Raw genomic sequence first — 14,839 nt, forward strand, 5'->3', positions numbered from 1 at the left:
TGTACGACTCTCAATCTTAACTTGATGGTGATATGAATAGCGACCCTAGAATAACATGCGATCCGGCTACACGGCCACCCATTGCGCCACAGGACAAGGCCGGCTTGCGCAAGGCCCTGCTGGCGGCCCGCCGCGCCCTGCCCGAGACCACGCGCGCAGGGTGGGATACGGCCATCGCGCAGCGCCTGCTGGACTGGTGCGCGCAGGAAAACGTCAAGGAGCTGGGCGTGTACTGGCCCCTGCATGGCGAGCCGGACTTGCACGGCGCGTATGCGCAGCTGGCCGCTCGCGGCGTGCAATTAAGCTTGCCGGTGGTGCTGGAAAAGCATGCGCCGCTGGCCTTTTCCGCCTGGACGCCGGGCGAGCCCATGGTGAAGGATGGCATGGGCGTGGCCGTGCCGGCACAATTGCGCCTGCGCCCGGCGCCCGCCACCCTGCTGGTGCCTTGCCTGGGATTCAATGGAGAACGGTATCGCCTCGGCTATGGCGGCGGCTACTACGACCGTACCCTGGCGCAAACGCCGCGTCCGCGCACGCTCGGCATCGCCTATGTTTGCCAGGCGGCCAGCTTTCCCAACGGCGAATACGACATCGCCCTCGATCACATCATGACCGAGGGCGATCTGTTCTGACGAATCAGAACGATATTACTTCACCAGGCGCTGCCACAAAGCCGTCGTGGCAGCCGCCTGGTTCATGCTATAGAAATGCAAGCCTGGTACGCCGCCTTCCAGCAAACGCTCGCACAAGCCCGTCACCACGTCCAGGCCAAAGGCCTTGATGGAGGCGCTGTCGTCGCCGAAGCTGGCCAGTTTCAGACGCACCCAGCGTGGAATTTCCGCGCCGCACATGTCCGAAAAGCGCATCAGCTGCGTGTAATTCGTGATCGGCATGATGCCGGCCACGATGGGCACGTTGATGCCCATCTTCTGCGTCTGCTCGACAAACTGGAAATACGCGTCGGCATTGTAGAAGTACTGGGTGATGGCCGCATCGGCGCCGGCTTGCACCTTGCGCGCAAACGCGTTCAAGTCATCCTGCGGCGAACGGGCTTGCGGGTGCACTTCCGGATAGGCGGCCACTTCGATATGAAAATGGTCGCCCGTCTCGGCGCGGATGAATTCCACCAGCTCGTTGGCGTAGCGGAACTCGCCCGAGGCGCCGTAGCCACTCGGCAAGTCGCCCCGCAAGGCCACGATACGGCTCACGCCGGCCGCCTTGAAGTCGGCCAGCACGGTGCGGATCGATGCGCGCGAACCGCCGACGCAAGACAGATGGGGCGCGGCTTGTTCGCCGGCCGCCAGGATTTCGCGCACGGTGTCCAGGGTACCCTGCTGCGTGGTGCCACCGGCGCCAAACGTCACCGAGAAATACTTCGGATGCAATTCAGACAACTTGATACGCGTGGCGCGCAGCTTTTCCGCCCCTTCCGGGGTTTTCGGCGGGAAAAACTCAATACTGAAATTATGCTTTTCCATCGTCATTACTCAACAGTAAGGTCGACAGGGCCCAGGAAATGATGCTGTACAAAATGGCACCGCCCACGGCAGACCAGAAACTGGCGACATGGAAACCGTCGATCACTTGCGCCACCAGCCAGAACATGAAGCCATTGATGATCAAAATGAACAGGCCCAGCGACAAGAACGTCACGGGCAGGGTCAGCAAGATCAGCAAAGGACGGATCAGCGCATTAACCAGTCCCAGCACGGCAGCGGCCAGCAGCGCGGTCCAGCCGCTGCTCATCGTCACCGAGTGCATCAAATAAGGGACGGCAAACAGGGCTGCCGCATTGATAAACCAAATCAGTAGCAAGCGCATTTCTCTAGCCTGTCAAAAGTGATAATAGACCGGCGAAGGCCGGACTTTTCAAATTACACAAGTGAGCCTCGTTGCCTCGCGAACCGTAGCGAGCGGATGCGCGGCGTGGCCGAGAAGCGCAGCTGTACGAAGGTACAGCGAGCATCGCCGGCCGCGCCCCGCGCCGCGCAGTAGGTTCCCGAGGCAAGCAACCAATTAATAGCGGTAATGCTCTGGTTTGTATGGACCTTCCGTGCGCACGCCGATGTAGTCGGCTTGCTCTTGCGTCAGTTCCGTCAGCTGCGCATTCAACTTTTTGAGTTGTAAACGAGCGACTTTTTCATCCAGGTGTTTTGGCAAGGTGTACACGCCGACCGGGTAGTTGGCCGTGTTTGCGTACAGCTCGATCTGGGCGATCGTCTGGTTGGCGAACGACGAGCTCATCACGTACGACGGGTGGCCCGTGCCGCAACCGAGGTTGACCAGGCGGCCTTCGGCCAGCAGGATGATGCGGCGGCCCGACGGGAAGATGATGTGGTCGACTTGCGGCTTGATGTTTTCCCACTCGTATTGCTTCAACGAAGCGACGTCGATTTCATTGTCGAAGTGACCAATGTTGCAGACGATGGCCTGGTCTTTCATGCGCGTCAGGTGATCGTGCGTGAGGATGTGATAGTTGCCCGTGCAGGTCACGAAGATGTCGCCGTGTTCGCAGGCGTAATCCATGGTCACCACGCGGTAGCCTTCCATCGCCGCCTGCAGTGCGCAGATCGGATCAACTTCCGTCACCCATACTTGCGCCGACAGGGCGCGCATGGCTTGGGCCGAACCCTTGCCGACGTCACCGTAACCGGCGATGACGGCCACTTTACCGGCGATCATCACGTCGGTGGCGCGCTTGATGCCGTCGACCAGGGATTCACGGCAGCCATACAGGTTATCGAATTTCGATTTCGTGACGGAATCGTTCACGTTGATCGCAGGGAAAGCCAGCTTGCCTTCCTTGTGCATTTGATACAAACGGTGCACGCCGGTGGTGGTTTCTTCCGTCACGCCGAGGATTTCCGGCAGACGCTTCGAGTACCAGGTCGGGTCAACCAGCAAGTGTTTCTTGATCGAGTTGAACATGCAGATTTCTTCTTCCGAACCCGGGTTGGCCAGCACCGACAGATCGGTTTCCGCGCGCACGCCCAGGTGCAGCAGCAGGGTCGCATCGCCGCCATCGTCGAGGATCATGTTCGAGTAGACAGCCTTGCCGTCCACGTTCGGCCATTCGAAGATGCGGTGCGTGTATTCCCAGTAGTCATCGAGCGACTCGCCCTTGACGGCGAAGACCGGCGTGCCGGCGGCAGCGATGGCGGCGGCAGCGTGATCTTGCGTCGAGTAAATGTTGCACGATGCCCAACGCACTTGCGCACCCAGTGCTTCCAGGGTATGGATCAGCACGGCGGTCTGGATGGTCATGTGGATGGAACCGGTGATGCGCGCGCCTTTCAGGGGCTGCGCTGCCGCGAATTCCTCGCGGATGGCCATCAGGCCAGGCATTTCCGTTTCAGCAATCTTGATTTCTTTGTCGCCCCATGCGGCCAAAGTGATATCGGCGATGGTGTAGTCGTGTTGCGATTTGAGTACGGCGTTCATCACGCCCTCCTTTCAGTTGAAAAAGGTACGTGAGCGCAGTTGCAGGAAATTCCGAGCCTGGCGAATTTCTTCGTCGCAACGCTCCTCGGACCCTGCATCATAACATCGGCCTTGTGCCGACGGCAACCATTAGTCAAGCGGGCCGGCCGCCTGGCAGGTCCGCGACGCGCGCTGGCGCGCTATGGTTTCTGCGGCGGCCAGTTCTTGCCCTGACTGATACAACTGGCGCGCTCGTCAGCGTCCAGGCGCCGCGCTATTTCATCGGCCAGGTCGCGCAGGATGGGCAGCATGTCTTTATCGGCCTTGCTGCCGTCGGTCGGGTAATTCGCGGCGCGCATGGCCCATTTGCAGGTGATCACGGGATCGGGCTTGATATTCGAGCGCCAGGCATCGGGATCCGTGGCGAGAAAACCACTGTCCGCATAAATAGTGAGCACATGCAAGGCCTGGCGTGCCGACATCTGCCCCATCAACTCGGTGAGTTCGGGCCGCATCTGGACCGGCGTTGCCCGCGAGCCCTCGGGAAAAACAAATTTGCCGGCCGCCGCCAGGATCAGCACGGCATGGCCATCGCCAGCCTCCGCCTTGTCCAGCCATTGTCCCACCGTCAGCGTGGCCGGCGGCGTGACTGACGCGGCCGCGACAGCGGACAGGCCCCATGTGGCCAGCAGGACAACAGCCAACGAGCGTACGCGCAACAAGGTCATGGAATTCTCCAATTAGTTTATTTGCAATAAATTGTAGTGTATCCCCATGGCAGCGCCGTTCGGTACGCGCCGTCGCGGGCGCACCCATAAAAAAAGCGCCCGCGGCCAGATGGCCGGGGCGCTTTTCTTGCAAGCGGACTAGCTTATTTCAGGCCGGCAGCATCGCGCAGCAGGGCGACCTTGTCGGTGCGCTCCCACGTGAATTCCGGCTCTTCGCGGCCGAAGTGGCCGTAGGCGGCGCTCTTCTGGTAGATCGGGCGCAGCAGGTCGAGCATTTGCACGATGCCTTTTGGACGCAGGTCGAAGTGCGCCAGCACCAGCTTGGCGATTTCCGCGTCAGGAATCACGCCCGTGCCTTCCGTGTAGACGGTGATGTTGATCGGCTTGGCCACGCCGATGGCGTAGCTGACCTGCACCTGGCATTGGCGCGCCAAGCCGGCGGCGACGATGTTTTTCGCCACGTAGCGGGCCGCATACGCTGCCGAACGGTCGACTTTCGATGGATCCTTGCCCGAGAACGCGCCGCCGCCGTGCGGGGCTGCGCCACCGTAGGTATCGACGATGATCTTGCGCCCGGTCAAGCCGCAATCACCTTGCGGACCGCCGATGACGAAACGGCCCGTCGGGTTGACGAGGAATTTGGTCTCCGTCAGCCATTCGCGCGGCAGAATGGGCTTGATGATTTCTTCGATGACGGCTTCTTCGATCTGCTTGTGCGAGATTTCCGGCGCATGCTGGGTAGACAGCACGACCGTGTGCACGCCGACGGGACGGCCATCGACGTAGCGCAGGGTTACTTGCGATTTTGCATCCGGACGCAGCCATGGCAGACGGCCATCCTTGCGCAGCTGCGACTGGCGCTCGACCAGGCGGTGCGCGTAGTGGATGGCGGCAGGCATCAGCTCGGCCGTTTCATCGCAGGCATAGCCGAACATCAAGCCTTGATCGCCAGCGCCTTGATCCAGGTCAATCCCCGCACCTTCATCGACGCCTTGCGCGATGTCCGGCGACTGCTTGTCGTAGGCCACCAGTACGGCGCAACCCTTGTAGTCGATGCCGTATTCCGTATTGTCGTAGCCGATACGTTTGATGGTTTCGCGCGCAACTTGAATATAATCCACATTGGCGTAAGTGGTAATCTCGCCAGCCAGCACCACCAGACCCGTGTTGCACAGGGTTTCGGCAGCCACGCGGGCGGTCGGATCCTGGGTCAGGATGGCGTCAAGGATGGCGTCGGAAATTTGATCGGCAACCTTGTCGGGATGGCCTTCCGAGACGGATTCGGAAGTGAAGAGATAGTCGTTTGACATTGCAAGCTCCTGATTACTATGTGAATGTTCTGTCGCAGTAAAGAGGATGTTGCCTGCGACGCTTTAGCGATATTTATATTCCGCTTCGCAAGTTGTCTATTAACTCAGCGGTTACTGCATACGTGGTATTTTACGCTTCTTAAAAAATTTTGGCACAGCAACACGCCATTCCTGGAAACAGCTTATTCATGTTAGTCCCAATTTTCCGCTTCTTATCCCTCTTTCCCTTGCCCGTCCTGCATGGCCTGGGCGCTGCACTAGGCTGGGTGATTTACGCCATTTCCCCGTCCTACCGGCGCCGCATGCGCGAGAATATGCGGGGTGCGGGGTTTACGCAACACTTGCACACGGCCGTGGCCGAAGCGGGCAAGAGCGTGCTGGAATTGCCCTTTATCTGGTGCGCGCCAGCCGAACGCGTGGCGCGCCACGCGACGGTGGAAAACTGGGAGCTGGTGGAAAAAGCGTTGCAGCACGGCCGCGGCATCGTCTTCCTGACACCACACCTGGGCTGCTTTGAAATCGTCGCCCAGCAGATCGCCCTGCGCACGCCGCTCACCGTGATGTACCGCCCGCCCAAGCGCGCCGCACTGAAACCGCTGATCGAAGGGGCGCGTGCGCGCGAAAACCTGATGCTGGCGCCGGCTAACATGTCGGGCGTGCGCATCTTTGCCAAATGCCTGAAAAAAGGCCAGCCCATCGGCCTGCTGCCCGACCAGGTTCCGCAAGAGGGCGAAGGCGTGTGGGCCGATTTCTTCGGCCGCCCCGCCTACACCATGACCCTGCCGGCCAAGCTGGCGCAGATGGGCGGCGCCGAAGTCATCATCACCTACGCCGAGCGCCTGCCGGGCGGACGCGGCTATGTAGTGCATTTCGTGCCTTTCACCGAGTCGCTAGCCAGCACCTCGGCCGAACAGGCGCGCACCATCAATGCGGCCATGGAACAATTGATCGCGCGCAGTCCCGCGCAATACCTGTGGAGCTACAATCGCTACAAGGTACCGCGCGGCGCGCCGCCACCCACGCCAGCGGCGTCGGATGCCGCCAAGGAGCAGGCATGAGACTGCTGATCGCCTTCATGTGGCTGCTGCACTGGCTGCCCTTGCCCATCCTCGGCCGCTTCGGCGTGGCCGTCGGCAACGTACTATTCATCGCCATGCCCACGCGGCGCAAGATCGCCCTGACGAATCTGCGCCTGTGCATGCCGGAATTGACGGAACAGCAACGCGTGGCCCTGGCGCGCCAGCATTTCCAGGCGTATTCGCGCAGCGTGTGGGAGCGCAGCATCCTGTGGTGGTCGTCAGAAACACGCCTGAACCGCCTGATCAAGAAGGTGCCCGCCTTCCCGGGCCAGCAGATCGCGGCCAAGCCCACCATCTTGCTGTGTCCGCACTTTGTCTGCCTCGACGTGGCCGGCGCCGCCACGGCCATGGAAATTTCCGCTTCGTCGATGTATGTGCAGCAAAAGAATGCCGCCTTCGACCAGGCCTTGCGCAATGGCCGTTCGCGCTTCAAGCCGCCCAAGCTGTTTACGCGCCAGGACGGCATCAAGACGATTCTGCGCGCCCTGCGCGACGGCTTGCCGTACTTCATGCTGCCGGACATGGATTTCGGCGAGAAGGATGCGGAATTCGTGCCCTTCTTCGGCGTGCCCGCCGCCACCTTGACGGCCACGGCGCGCCTGGCGCTGGCCGCCAAGGCGCAAGTGATTCCCGTCATCGCCACCTTCCTGCCCAATTACCAGGGCTGGAAAGTGACCTATTACCCAGCCTGGGACGATTATCCGGGCGACGACATCACGGCCGCCACGCGCCGCATGAACGAATTCATCGAAGAGCGCGTGCGCGAAGCGCCGGCCGAGTATTTCTGGACCCATAAACGCTTCAAGACGCGTCCGGAAGGCGAAGCCTCGTTCTATAACCAGCACAAGTGATACGGCAGACCATGAAACTCCAATTTACCAAAATGCATGGCGCCGGCAATGACTTCATCGTCATCGATGCAATCAATCAAGACATAGCCTTCACGCCGGCCCAGTGGCAGCGTCTGGCCGACCGCCGTTTCGGCATTGGCGCCGACCAGATCCTGGTGGTGGAAAAGCCGCGCCTGCCTGGCTGCGACTTCCGCTACCGCATCTATAACAACGATGGCGGCGAAGTCGAACAATGCGGCAACGGCGCGCGCGCCTTCGTCAAGTTCGTCAGCGAAAAAGGCTTGTCAAGCAAGGACAGCATCCGCGTGGAAACCATGGCCGGCATCATTGCGCCGCGCCTGGAGCGCGATGGCAGCATCACGGTCGACATGGGGGCGCCCGTGCTGGAGCCAAAGCTGGTGCCATTCGATGCAAACGGCCTGGACGGTGTAGCAGAAGGCAACGACACCTTGTGGCCGCTGGACCTGGCGCTGCCGGGCAACGATACAACCGTGCTGGTGTCCGTCGTCTCGATGGGCAATCCACATGCCGTGCAAGTTGTCGAGGATGTCGACGCGCAAGACCTGGAACAATCGGGTCCGCTGATCGAGCACCATCCGCGCTTTCCCCGCCGCGTCAACGCCGGCTACCTGCAGATCATCGACCGCCGTCACGTGAAACTGCGCGTGTTTGAACGGGGCGCGGGCGAAACGCTCGCTTGCGGCACGGGCGCCTGCGCCGCTGCCGTGGCCGGCATCCTGCGCGGCCGGCTCGACTCGCCTGTGCGCATCAGCGCGCGTGGCGGGGAACTGTCGATCGCCTGGCAAGGCCCGGGCCATCCAGTGCTAATGACGGGCCCGGCCGTGACCGTGTTCGAAGGCACGATCGACCTGTAGTCAAAGCGGCAAGCCGCCGCACATCATGCCACCAGGAACTGCTGTTCCTGCGTAACACCCAGCTCGGCCAGGTAACACTTCAGGCGGTACAGGCGTTGCCGGTAATTGCCTTCCGGCCCCGTCACGCCGCAATCGACGCGGTCGAACAGGCGCACCACCTGATCGAGCAGCTGGCGCTCCTGCGCCGTGCGGATCAATACCAGGCGCCGCTTGCCGCGCCCATGCGTGGCGCTAATATCGATCAATAAACAATGCCCCTGGTCGGCCGCATGGAGATCGAGCAGCAGTGCCTCGGCACGCGACAGATGAAAGCGGCGCGCCAGCTCCAGCCGCGCCGCCAGCAGGGGGTGGAGCTGGCCCAATTGCCGCAAGTGCCCATCGGCTTGCAAGGCGGCGTACTGGCCCCAGTCGCCGGGCTCGCCGTGCGGCGCGATCTTCGCCAGCGCCACCTCCGCTTCACTGCTGCCTTGCGCCTGCGCCTGCAGCAACCAATAGGCAGCACGCACATCGTTGTTGAGCCCATCGCGGCGATTGCGCCAGGCATGCATGCCGCACTCGAGCTGAGCCGGGCCATGCCCCAGGTCGGCGGCACGCTCCAGGCAGGAATGGGCTTCGATCACATTGCGCTGGGAAAATTCCGGTTTTGTATAGATGCGCGACAGCACGAACCAGGCTTCTGCCAGGCCCTGCTCACCCGCCTGCGTCAGCCAGCGCACGGCCCGCTTGAAATTGGCCGCGCCGTTGCGCGTGGCCAGGCGCTGGCCATGCGCATCCATGCGCGCATAGCCGAGCCCCAGCTCAAGCTGCGCCGTGCGGTCGCCGCCATGCGCGGCCAACTCGCAACACTGCCAGCCCTCGGCATCGCCGACAGGCGCCAGTGCCTGGGCGCAACGCGACAACAACAGTAACTGCTGCGCGTCGAGGGCGATGGCACGCGCACCGGCCGCTGCCTGGCGCTGTAACAGCTGGCGCGCCAGCGGCAAACCTTGCGACAGGAATCCTGCATGGTCGCCCTGGCTCCAGGCCTGCTCCAGACCGGCGTACAGCGGCGTATCGCCATCGAGAGCATGCTCGGCAACAAGGCTGGTAGCCGGTACGGAGGCTTCGGACGATCCTTCTTGCATGGATAACAACCATTGCGCATCGGGCAAGCCGGCGCGCACGGCGGCGTCCAGCGCCACGCGCGCCTTGGCGCGCAAGGTTTCACAACTGCTGGCGGCGTTGCCCAGCACCAATTGCGCCAGCACCAAGCCCGCCTGCACCTGGCCCGCATCGAACGCCTGCGCGTAATACGGAATCAGCGTCTTGGCTGCCGGTTGCGCCACTGCGAAAGGTACATGCATACCAATCAGCAAGCATGCTTCCTGGCTATCTTCCTGGGCCGCCCGCGCCAGCCAGTGCAAGGCGGTGGGCAAGCTCTGCGGCACACCCTGCCCGAACAGATACAGCCGTCCCAACGCCAGCTGGCAAGCCACATTGCCCGCACGTGCGCCCTTGATCAATCCTAATGTTTCGCGATTTGCCATCGATTCTCGATATTGAGTCAATGATTCTCATAATAGTGCGTCGTCTCAGGGCCCATCAGTGCAGGCCGTCCCTTAGTGTAACGTTCTTGTGTCATAAATCCGCCAAAGCCGGCTTAAGAACTTGATTCAACGCAACAATCTCCTGGCCGGAACACGCCAAGATGGCAAGGCGCCGCCACCGTGGCGATGGGAGAACGCTGGCCATCGGCGCAGGATCGGCAGAAACCGCGCGTTACAAAAATACAACAGGACCATGGATTTATGACGCTTTTCACCAATTTTTTCACGCATATTTGACCAATCCCGCACGTCTTGCGTGCCGACGAATTAAGGTTCATTCATCGAAACGCGACAGTTAGCGCATTTCAATCTGCTCGGATCTCGGACGGAACTCACTTTTAATAGGGAATAAGACATGAAAAAATCACTCGTTGCCCTCGCACTCTTCGGCGCTTTTGCCGCCACCGCACAAGCGCAGTCGTCCGTCCAAATCTACGGCACGATCGATGCTGGCCTGGGTAAATTGACTGGTGAAACCACCAAAGTCACCAAGCGCGACAACAACAAGCTGGGTTTCAAGGGCACGGAAGATCTGGGCAATGGCTTGAAAGCTATTTTTCAACTGGAAATTCGCTATGAATCCGATACCGGCACCGTAGAGAACACTTCGGGCACCAATTCGCGTCCGCTGTTCCAGGGTCAAAGCCGCGTCGGCCTGCAAGGCGACTTCGGTACCGTCCGCCTGGGCCGTGGCCTGACCGCTTTCCAGGAAACGAGCACCGGTTTCGAACCATGGTCGGGCATGCCTACGCCAGCCGGTTTCCAAACCGACTTGACCGTGGCCGGCTACACCAGCGATCCGCTGAGCGCGCCAGGCAACTCGCGTAACCGCTTCTCGAACGCCGTGTTCTACAACTCGCCAGTCATTAGCGGCTTCCAGTTCAACGCCACCGTGGCCGCTAAGGAAGCGAACAACAATAATGTCTTCCTGGCGACCGTACCTAACGCAACGACGAATGCTTCCGGCAACTTCGGCGTGCCTGCCAATGTCGTGCCTGCATCGAATCCGTACTCGGTATCCGTGACATACGCCTCGCCAGGATTTGCAGCCATGGCTGCCTACGAGCGTAATGGCCTGCAAGCCAAGCTGTGGTCGGTCGGTGCGTCGGTCAATCCGATTCCTGAACTGAAAGTCATGCTGTCGATTCAGCACCAGAAAGATGACGACTTCAAAATCATCAATACCGGCACCAAATCGTGGGTACTGGGCGCCAACTATGACGTCGGCCCAGGCAAGATCCGCGCTGGCTATGGTCAAAAAACACCGGATGGCGTAGTCAAAACCAAGCAAGCATCGCTGGGCTACGACTACAATCTGTCGAAACGTACCTACCTGTACGCAGATATTTCGAACAAGAAAGCTGCTAGCACGACCAACTACAACGTTTCGACTACGACCAACTACGTCGGCCTCGGCTTGCACCACAACTTCTAATGCTGTCGCATGTCACCCGCTGCGGGTGACATGCGCTGTACATGGAATACAAAGCGGCATGGGCAACCATGCCGCTTTTTTCATGGACGCATGGAAAATGCACCGATGCCGCGCCCTTTGCGCCTATGCCGCCGCACTCTCGGTTAGAATGAAGTGTTCAACTTTCACTGACAGACCTTATCAATGACCGCCACACTCGATTCCAGCACCGTCGCCCAGTACCTGAGCGAGCACCCGAATTTCTTCGAAGAGCATACCGCCCTGCTCGGCGAGGTCAAGCTGAGCAGCCCGCTGACGGGACGCACCATCTCGCTGCAGGAGCGGCAGATGGAAGTGATGCGCGACAAGTACAAGGCACTGGAACTGCGCATGTCCAAGCTGAGCCGCCTGGCCGAGGAAAATGGCGATATCGCCAGCAAATTCCATGGCTGGAACCAGGCCATGCTGCAAGTGCGCAACGATGCAGACATGCCGCGCGTGCTGGTTGACGCCTTGCAAAGCAATTTCGACGTGCCTTATGTCAGCCTGCGCCTGTGGCAAGTGCTGCCGGAACACGCCAACGGCTGGTTCACGGAAGATGTCACGGCCGATGTGCGCATGTTCGCCAACAGCTTGCAAGCGCCGTACTGCGGCAGCAACCGCGATTTCGAAGCCGTACATTGGTTGCAGGCCGACAAGATCGAATCGACCGTCATGATCGCCCTGCGCGCGCCAGGCACCACGGGCACCTTCGGCTTGCTGGTGCTCGGCTCGCCCGACAGCGAACGCTTTACCTCCAGCATGGGCACGGACTTCCTCGTGCACATCGGCGCCACGGGCAGCGCCGCCCTGGCCGCGCTGCGCGCCGGCTCGCCAGCCTGAGTCAGCCATGGGCGAGGCGCGCGGCAAGGCCGAATGGCTGGCTAGCTACCTGTCGCAGCTGGCCACGCAGCGCAAGCTGTCGCCGCATACGCTGGACGCCTACGGGCGCGACTTGCGCGCCTTGCTGGAACTGAGCGGCAATACGCCCTGGACGGCGCTGGCGCACAACGAAATACGCCGCTACACGGCCAAGCTGCACAGCGGAGGCCTCAACCCACGTTCGATCGCCCGCAAGCTCTCGTCGTGGCGAGGCTTTTTCAACTGGCTCAGTGGCGAGACCACGCTCGACGCCAACCCTGTCGACGGTATCCGCGCGCCCAAGCGGGCCAAAACATTACCGAAAGCCCTGTCGGTGGACGATGCCGTGCGACTCGTGGCGCCAGCGCAACACCAGCAGGGTAACGCCGAGCCGGAACAACTGTGCAACCGCGCCATGTTCGAGCTGCTGTATTCGAGCGGCTTGCGCGTATCCGAACTGACCAGCCTGGACAGCCATTACTGCAAGGCCGAGGCCGGCCAGCCCGCCTCGCTGGGCTGGCTCGACATGGCCAGCTTCGAAGTCATCGTCACGGGCAAGGGCAGCAAGATGCGCAAGGTGCCCGTCGGCAAGGCAGCGCTCGTGGCATTGACCGCCTGGCTGGCCGTGCGCCCGCCCGCGGCGGATGGCAGCGCCGCCTTGTTTTTAAGCACGCGCGGCACGCGCATCTCGCCGCGCGTATTGCAGCTGCGCCTGAAGGCGCACGCGCTGGCCACCGGGATTCCCGCCAATGTGCACCCGCACGTGCTGCGCCACTCGTTCGCTTCGCATGTGCTGCAATCGTCGGGCGACTTGCGCGCCGTGCAGGAAATGCTGGGGCATTCCAGCATCACTTCGACCCAGGTCTACACGGCCCTCGATTTCCAGCACCTGGCGCACGTGTACGACCAGGCGCATCCGCGCGCCAAGCTCAAATAGACAGCCGCGCCAGTAGACCAGCCTGATCCATATCAAGCGGATGGGCGCGCATTTGCAAGCTTTTGTAAAATTCCGGCATAATCGTCCGCATTCTTCCGCTTGCGCGGCGGCACCATCGATTACAGCATAGGCATCCTTCATGGCACTGATTCCAACCACCATCCTCACCGGTTTCCTGGGCGCCGGCAAAACCACCTTGCTCAACCGCATACTGCAGGAAGACCATGGCATGCGCATCGCCGTGATCGAAAACGAGTTTGGCCAGGAAAACATCGACAATGAAATCCTGGTACAGGATAGCAACGAGCACATCATCGAGATGAACAACGGCTGCATCTGCTGCACCGTGCGCGGCGACCTGATCGTGGGCCTGACGGAACTGGCGCGCAAGCGCGACGCCGGCCTGCTGGCGTTTGACCGCGTCGTCATCGAAACGACGGGCCTGGCCAACCCCGGCCCCGTGGCGCAAACCTTCTTTGTCGATGAAGAAGTGGGCAGCCACTACATGCTCGACGCCATTATCACGGTGGTCGATGCCCGCCATGCCATGAAGCAACTCGATGAATATGAGGAAGCCCAGCGGCAAGTGGGCTTTGCCGACAAGCTGCTGCTGTCGAAAACCGACCTCGTCAGTGAAGAGGACGTGACCACCCTGACGCGCCGCCTAAAGCGCATCAATCCCCGCGCTCCCATTGCCAAGGTCGATTTCGGCCGCGCGCCGCTGGCAGAAGTGCTCGACATTCGCGGTTTCAACCTGAATGAAAAGCTGGAACTGGACCCGGATTTCCTGGCCACCGAAACGGCACACGTCCACGACCACGACAAAGCGCACGACCACGATCACGCACATGAACACAAGCATGAACACGGACATGAGCACACAGATGAGCACGCACATGAGCACAGCGACGCCTGCGCCACCGATTGTGGCCATGTAGACCACCACCATGCACAGCACAGCGACGATATCGCCGCCTTTGTTTTCAAGAGCACGCAACCGTTCGACAGCGCCAAGCTTGACGAGTTCCTCGGCGGCCTGGTGCAAGTGTATGGCCCGCGCATGCTGCGCTACAAGGGCGTGCTGCTGATGCAGGGTGCCGAACGCAAGGTGGTATTCCAGGGCGTGCACCAGCTGATGGGCAGCGACCTGGGTGCCAAATGGGGCGAGAATGAAGTGCGTGGCAGCAAAATGGTGTTTATTGGCAAGAATCTACCAAAAGACATTTTTATTCGCGGACTCGAACAATGTTTGGTATAAACTAGCCGGGTTTTGCAAATTATCCTTTGCAAAGCAGAAACAAAAGGGAAAGTTAAGCACGCTTTCCCGCTGTCCGACACCCATCTTGCTGGTATAAACCAACAAGTAGCCGTCTCTGATCGGCTAGGCAACAAATCGGGATGGCAATATAAGGCAAAGCGTGCCAAAATCAGCGACGAAAACGGCCCATGTCGTTCGCCTGTCATGAAATGCTGGCAAACTGCCACTGGCCACATGCCAGGCATGCAAGCGATCCACCCAACACGCCCATTGGCGCGCGCATAGCGCGACTGGCATAGAGCGGTAAAAAGTTATCAACATGGCACCATAGCCTGCCGGTAATCCTGGCTTTCGCCGGCAAGCCAAGGTCGCAAGCAGTACAGCGGGACAGCAATGCCAAGCGGAACCTGTACAGTTGCTCGGTATCGCCGCATCAACTGATCAATTTGAAAACTCTGTCGTATCGAAGGTAAGCGAAGTT

The 14,839-nt window shown here is 60.6% G+C and carries 14 protein-coding genes and 1 riboswitch; of the genes, 8 read left to right on the plus strand and 6 right to left on the minus strand.

What is annotated here, in order from left to right:
• The first annotated feature begins 32 nt into the window (after positions 1-32).
• Positions 33-632, plus strand: coding sequence for a 5-formyltetrahydrofolate cyclo-ligase (locus tag ACP7DE_RS18305; protein ID WP_426073419.1), 600 nt, complete (start codon positions 33-35; stop codon positions 630-632).
• A gap of 15 nt (positions 633-647) precedes the next feature.
• Here the strand turns inward: ACP7DE_RS18305 and metF are convergent, their stop codons facing one another.
• The 5 genes from metF to metK form a co-directional block, all read right to left on the minus strand.
• Positions 648-1,478 carry a methylenetetrahydrofolate reductase [NAD(P)H] gene (gene metF, locus ACP7DE_RS18310; protein WP_426073420.1) on the minus strand — a complete coding sequence of 277 codons (831 nt, stop codon included), beginning with the start codon at positions 1,476-1,478 and terminating at the stop codon, positions 648-650.
• Entirely contained in the window at positions 1,465-1,821 is a 357-nt protein-coding gene (locus ACP7DE_RS18315; protein ID WP_131687970.1) for a phage holin family protein, read from the minus strand. The genes metF and ACP7DE_RS18315 overlap by 14 nt, the downstream gene beginning before the upstream one ends.
• Before the next feature lie 195 nt (positions 1,822-2,016).
• Complete coding sequence (gene ahcY, locus ACP7DE_RS18320) at positions 2,017-3,441, minus strand: adenosylhomocysteinase (protein WP_426073421.1); 1,425 nt, start codon at positions 3,439-3,441, stop codon at positions 2,017-2,019.
• 24 nt (positions 3,442-3,465) lie between these two features.
• Positions 3,466-3,534, minus strand: a riboswitch (S-adenosyl-L-homocysteine riboswitch).
• 86 nt (positions 3,535-3,620) lie between these two features.
• Complete coding sequence (locus tag ACP7DE_RS18325) at positions 3,621-4,148, minus strand: hypothetical protein (RefSeq protein ID WP_426073422.1); 528 nt, start codon at positions 4,146-4,148, stop codon at positions 3,621-3,623.
• 143 nt (positions 4,149-4,291) lie between these two features.
• On the minus strand, positions 4,292-5,458 hold the full coding sequence (gene metK, locus ACP7DE_RS18330; RefSeq protein WP_071079821.1) for a methionine adenosyltransferase: 1,167 nt from the start codon (positions 5,456-5,458) through the stop codon (positions 4,292-4,294).
• 188 nt (positions 5,459-5,646) lie between these two features.
• On the opposite strand from metK, the gene ACP7DE_RS18335 reads away from it, so the two are divergent.
• From ACP7DE_RS18335 to dapF, 3 genes are read left to right on the plus strand one after another with little or no spacing between them, the layout of a single operon-like run.
• Positions 5,647-6,516, plus strand: a complete 870-nt coding sequence (locus ACP7DE_RS18335) for a lysophospholipid acyltransferase family protein (protein ID WP_426073423.1) — start codon at positions 5,647-5,649, stop codon at positions 6,514-6,516.
• Complete coding sequence (locus tag ACP7DE_RS18340) at positions 6,513-7,388, plus strand: lipid A biosynthesis acyltransferase (RefSeq protein WP_426073424.1); 876 nt, start codon at positions 6,513-6,515, stop codon at positions 7,386-7,388. The genes ACP7DE_RS18335 and ACP7DE_RS18340 overlap by 4 nt, the downstream gene beginning before the upstream one ends.
• Before the next feature lie 11 nt (positions 7,389-7,399).
• Positions 7,400-8,263, plus strand: coding sequence for a diaminopimelate epimerase (gene dapF, locus ACP7DE_RS18345; RefSeq protein ID WP_426073425.1), 864 nt, complete (start codon positions 7,400-7,402; stop codon positions 8,261-8,263).
• Between the two features lie 23 nt (positions 8,264-8,286).
• Here dapF and ACP7DE_RS18350 read toward each other — a convergent pair whose 3' ends face one another.
• Complete coding sequence (locus ACP7DE_RS18350) at positions 8,287-9,789, minus strand: hypothetical protein (RefSeq protein WP_426073426.1); 1,503 nt, start codon at positions 9,787-9,789, stop codon at positions 8,287-8,289.
• 415 nt (positions 9,790-10,204) lie between these two features.
• On the opposite strand from ACP7DE_RS18350, the gene ACP7DE_RS18355 reads away from it, so the two are divergent.
• From ACP7DE_RS18355 to ACP7DE_RS18370, 4 genes are all read left to right on the plus strand, one after another.
• Positions 10,205-11,284 carry a porin gene (locus ACP7DE_RS18355; RefSeq protein ID WP_426073427.1) on the plus strand — a complete coding sequence of 360 codons (1,080 nt, stop codon included), beginning with the start codon at positions 10,205-10,207 and terminating at the stop codon, positions 11,282-11,284.
• Positions 11,285-11,467: 183 nt separating this feature from the next.
• Positions 11,468-12,145, plus strand: a complete 678-nt coding sequence (locus ACP7DE_RS18360) for a DUF484 family protein (protein ID WP_426073428.1) — start codon at positions 11,468-11,470, stop codon at positions 12,143-12,145.
• A gap of 7 nt (positions 12,146-12,152) precedes the next feature.
• The gene (locus ACP7DE_RS18365; RefSeq protein WP_426073429.1) at positions 12,153-13,100 is read left to right on the plus strand and encodes a tyrosine recombinase XerC; all 948 of its coding nucleotides are present in this window, start codon (positions 12,153-12,155) and stop codon (positions 13,098-13,100) included.
• A gap of 139 nt (positions 13,101-13,239) precedes the next feature.
• On the plus strand, positions 13,240-14,358 hold the full coding sequence (locus tag ACP7DE_RS18370; protein WP_426073430.1) for a CobW family GTP-binding protein: 1,119 nt from the start codon (positions 13,240-13,242) through the stop codon (positions 14,356-14,358).
• Positions 14,359-14,839: the final 481 nt, after the last annotated feature.

It is taken from the genome of Janthinobacterium sp. DSP2-3-3 (assembly GCF_049897325.1).
In the GTDB taxonomy this organism is placed as follows: Bacteria; Pseudomonadota; Gammaproteobacteria; order Burkholderiales; family Burkholderiaceae_D; genus Janthinobacterium.

Bases quoted from the DNA above. Each gene is read 5' to 3' on its own strand.
- ACP7DE_RS18360 (WP_426073428.1), top strand. From the start codon at position 11,468: ATGACCGCCACACTCGATTCCAGCACCGTCGCCCAGTACCTGAGCGAG.
- ahcY (WP_426073421.1), bottom strand. From the start codon at position 3,441: ATGAACGCCGTACTCAAATCGCAACACGACTACACCATCGCCGATATC.
- ACP7DE_RS18325 (WP_426073422.1), bottom strand. From the start codon at position 4,148: ATGACCTTGTTGCGCGTACGCTCGTTGGCTGTTGTCCTGCTGGCCACA.
- ACP7DE_RS18370 (WP_426073430.1), top strand. From the start codon at position 13,240: ATGGCACTGATTCCAACCACCATCCTCACCGGTTTCCTGGGCGCCGGC.
- ACP7DE_RS18305 (WP_426073419.1), top strand. From the start codon at position 33: ATGAATAGCGACCCTAGAATAACATGCGATCCGGCTACACGGCCACCC.
- ACP7DE_RS18355 (WP_426073427.1), top strand. From the start codon at position 10,205: ATGAAAAAATCACTCGTTGCCCTCGCACTCTTCGGCGCTTTTGCCGCC.
- dapF (WP_426073425.1), top strand. From the start codon at position 7,400: ATGAAACTCCAATTTACCAAAATGCATGGCGCCGGCAATGACTTCATC.
- ACP7DE_RS18365 (WP_426073429.1), top strand. From the start codon at position 12,153: ATGGGCGAGGCGCGCGGCAAGGCCGAATGGCTGGCTAGCTACCTGTCG.
- metF (WP_426073420.1), bottom strand. From the start codon at position 1,478: ATGGAAAAGCATAATTTCAGTATTGAGTTTTTCCCGCCGAAAACCCCG.
- ACP7DE_RS18340 (WP_426073424.1), top strand. From the start codon at position 6,513: ATGAGACTGCTGATCGCCTTCATGTGGCTGCTGCACTGGCTGCCCTTG.
- metK (WP_071079821.1), bottom strand. From the start codon at position 5,458: ATGTCAAACGACTATCTCTTCACTTCCGAATCCGTCTCGGAAGGCCAT.
- ACP7DE_RS18315 (WP_131687970.1), bottom strand. From the start codon at position 1,821: ATGCGCTTGCTACTGATTTGGTTTATCAATGCGGCAGCCCTGTTTGCC.
- ACP7DE_RS18350 (WP_426073426.1), bottom strand. From the start codon at position 9,789: ATGGCAAATCGCGAAACATTAGGATTGATCAAGGGCGCACGTGCGGGC.
- ACP7DE_RS18335 (WP_426073423.1), top strand. From the start codon at position 5,647: ATGTTAGTCCCAATTTTCCGCTTCTTATCCCTCTTTCCCTTGCCCGTC.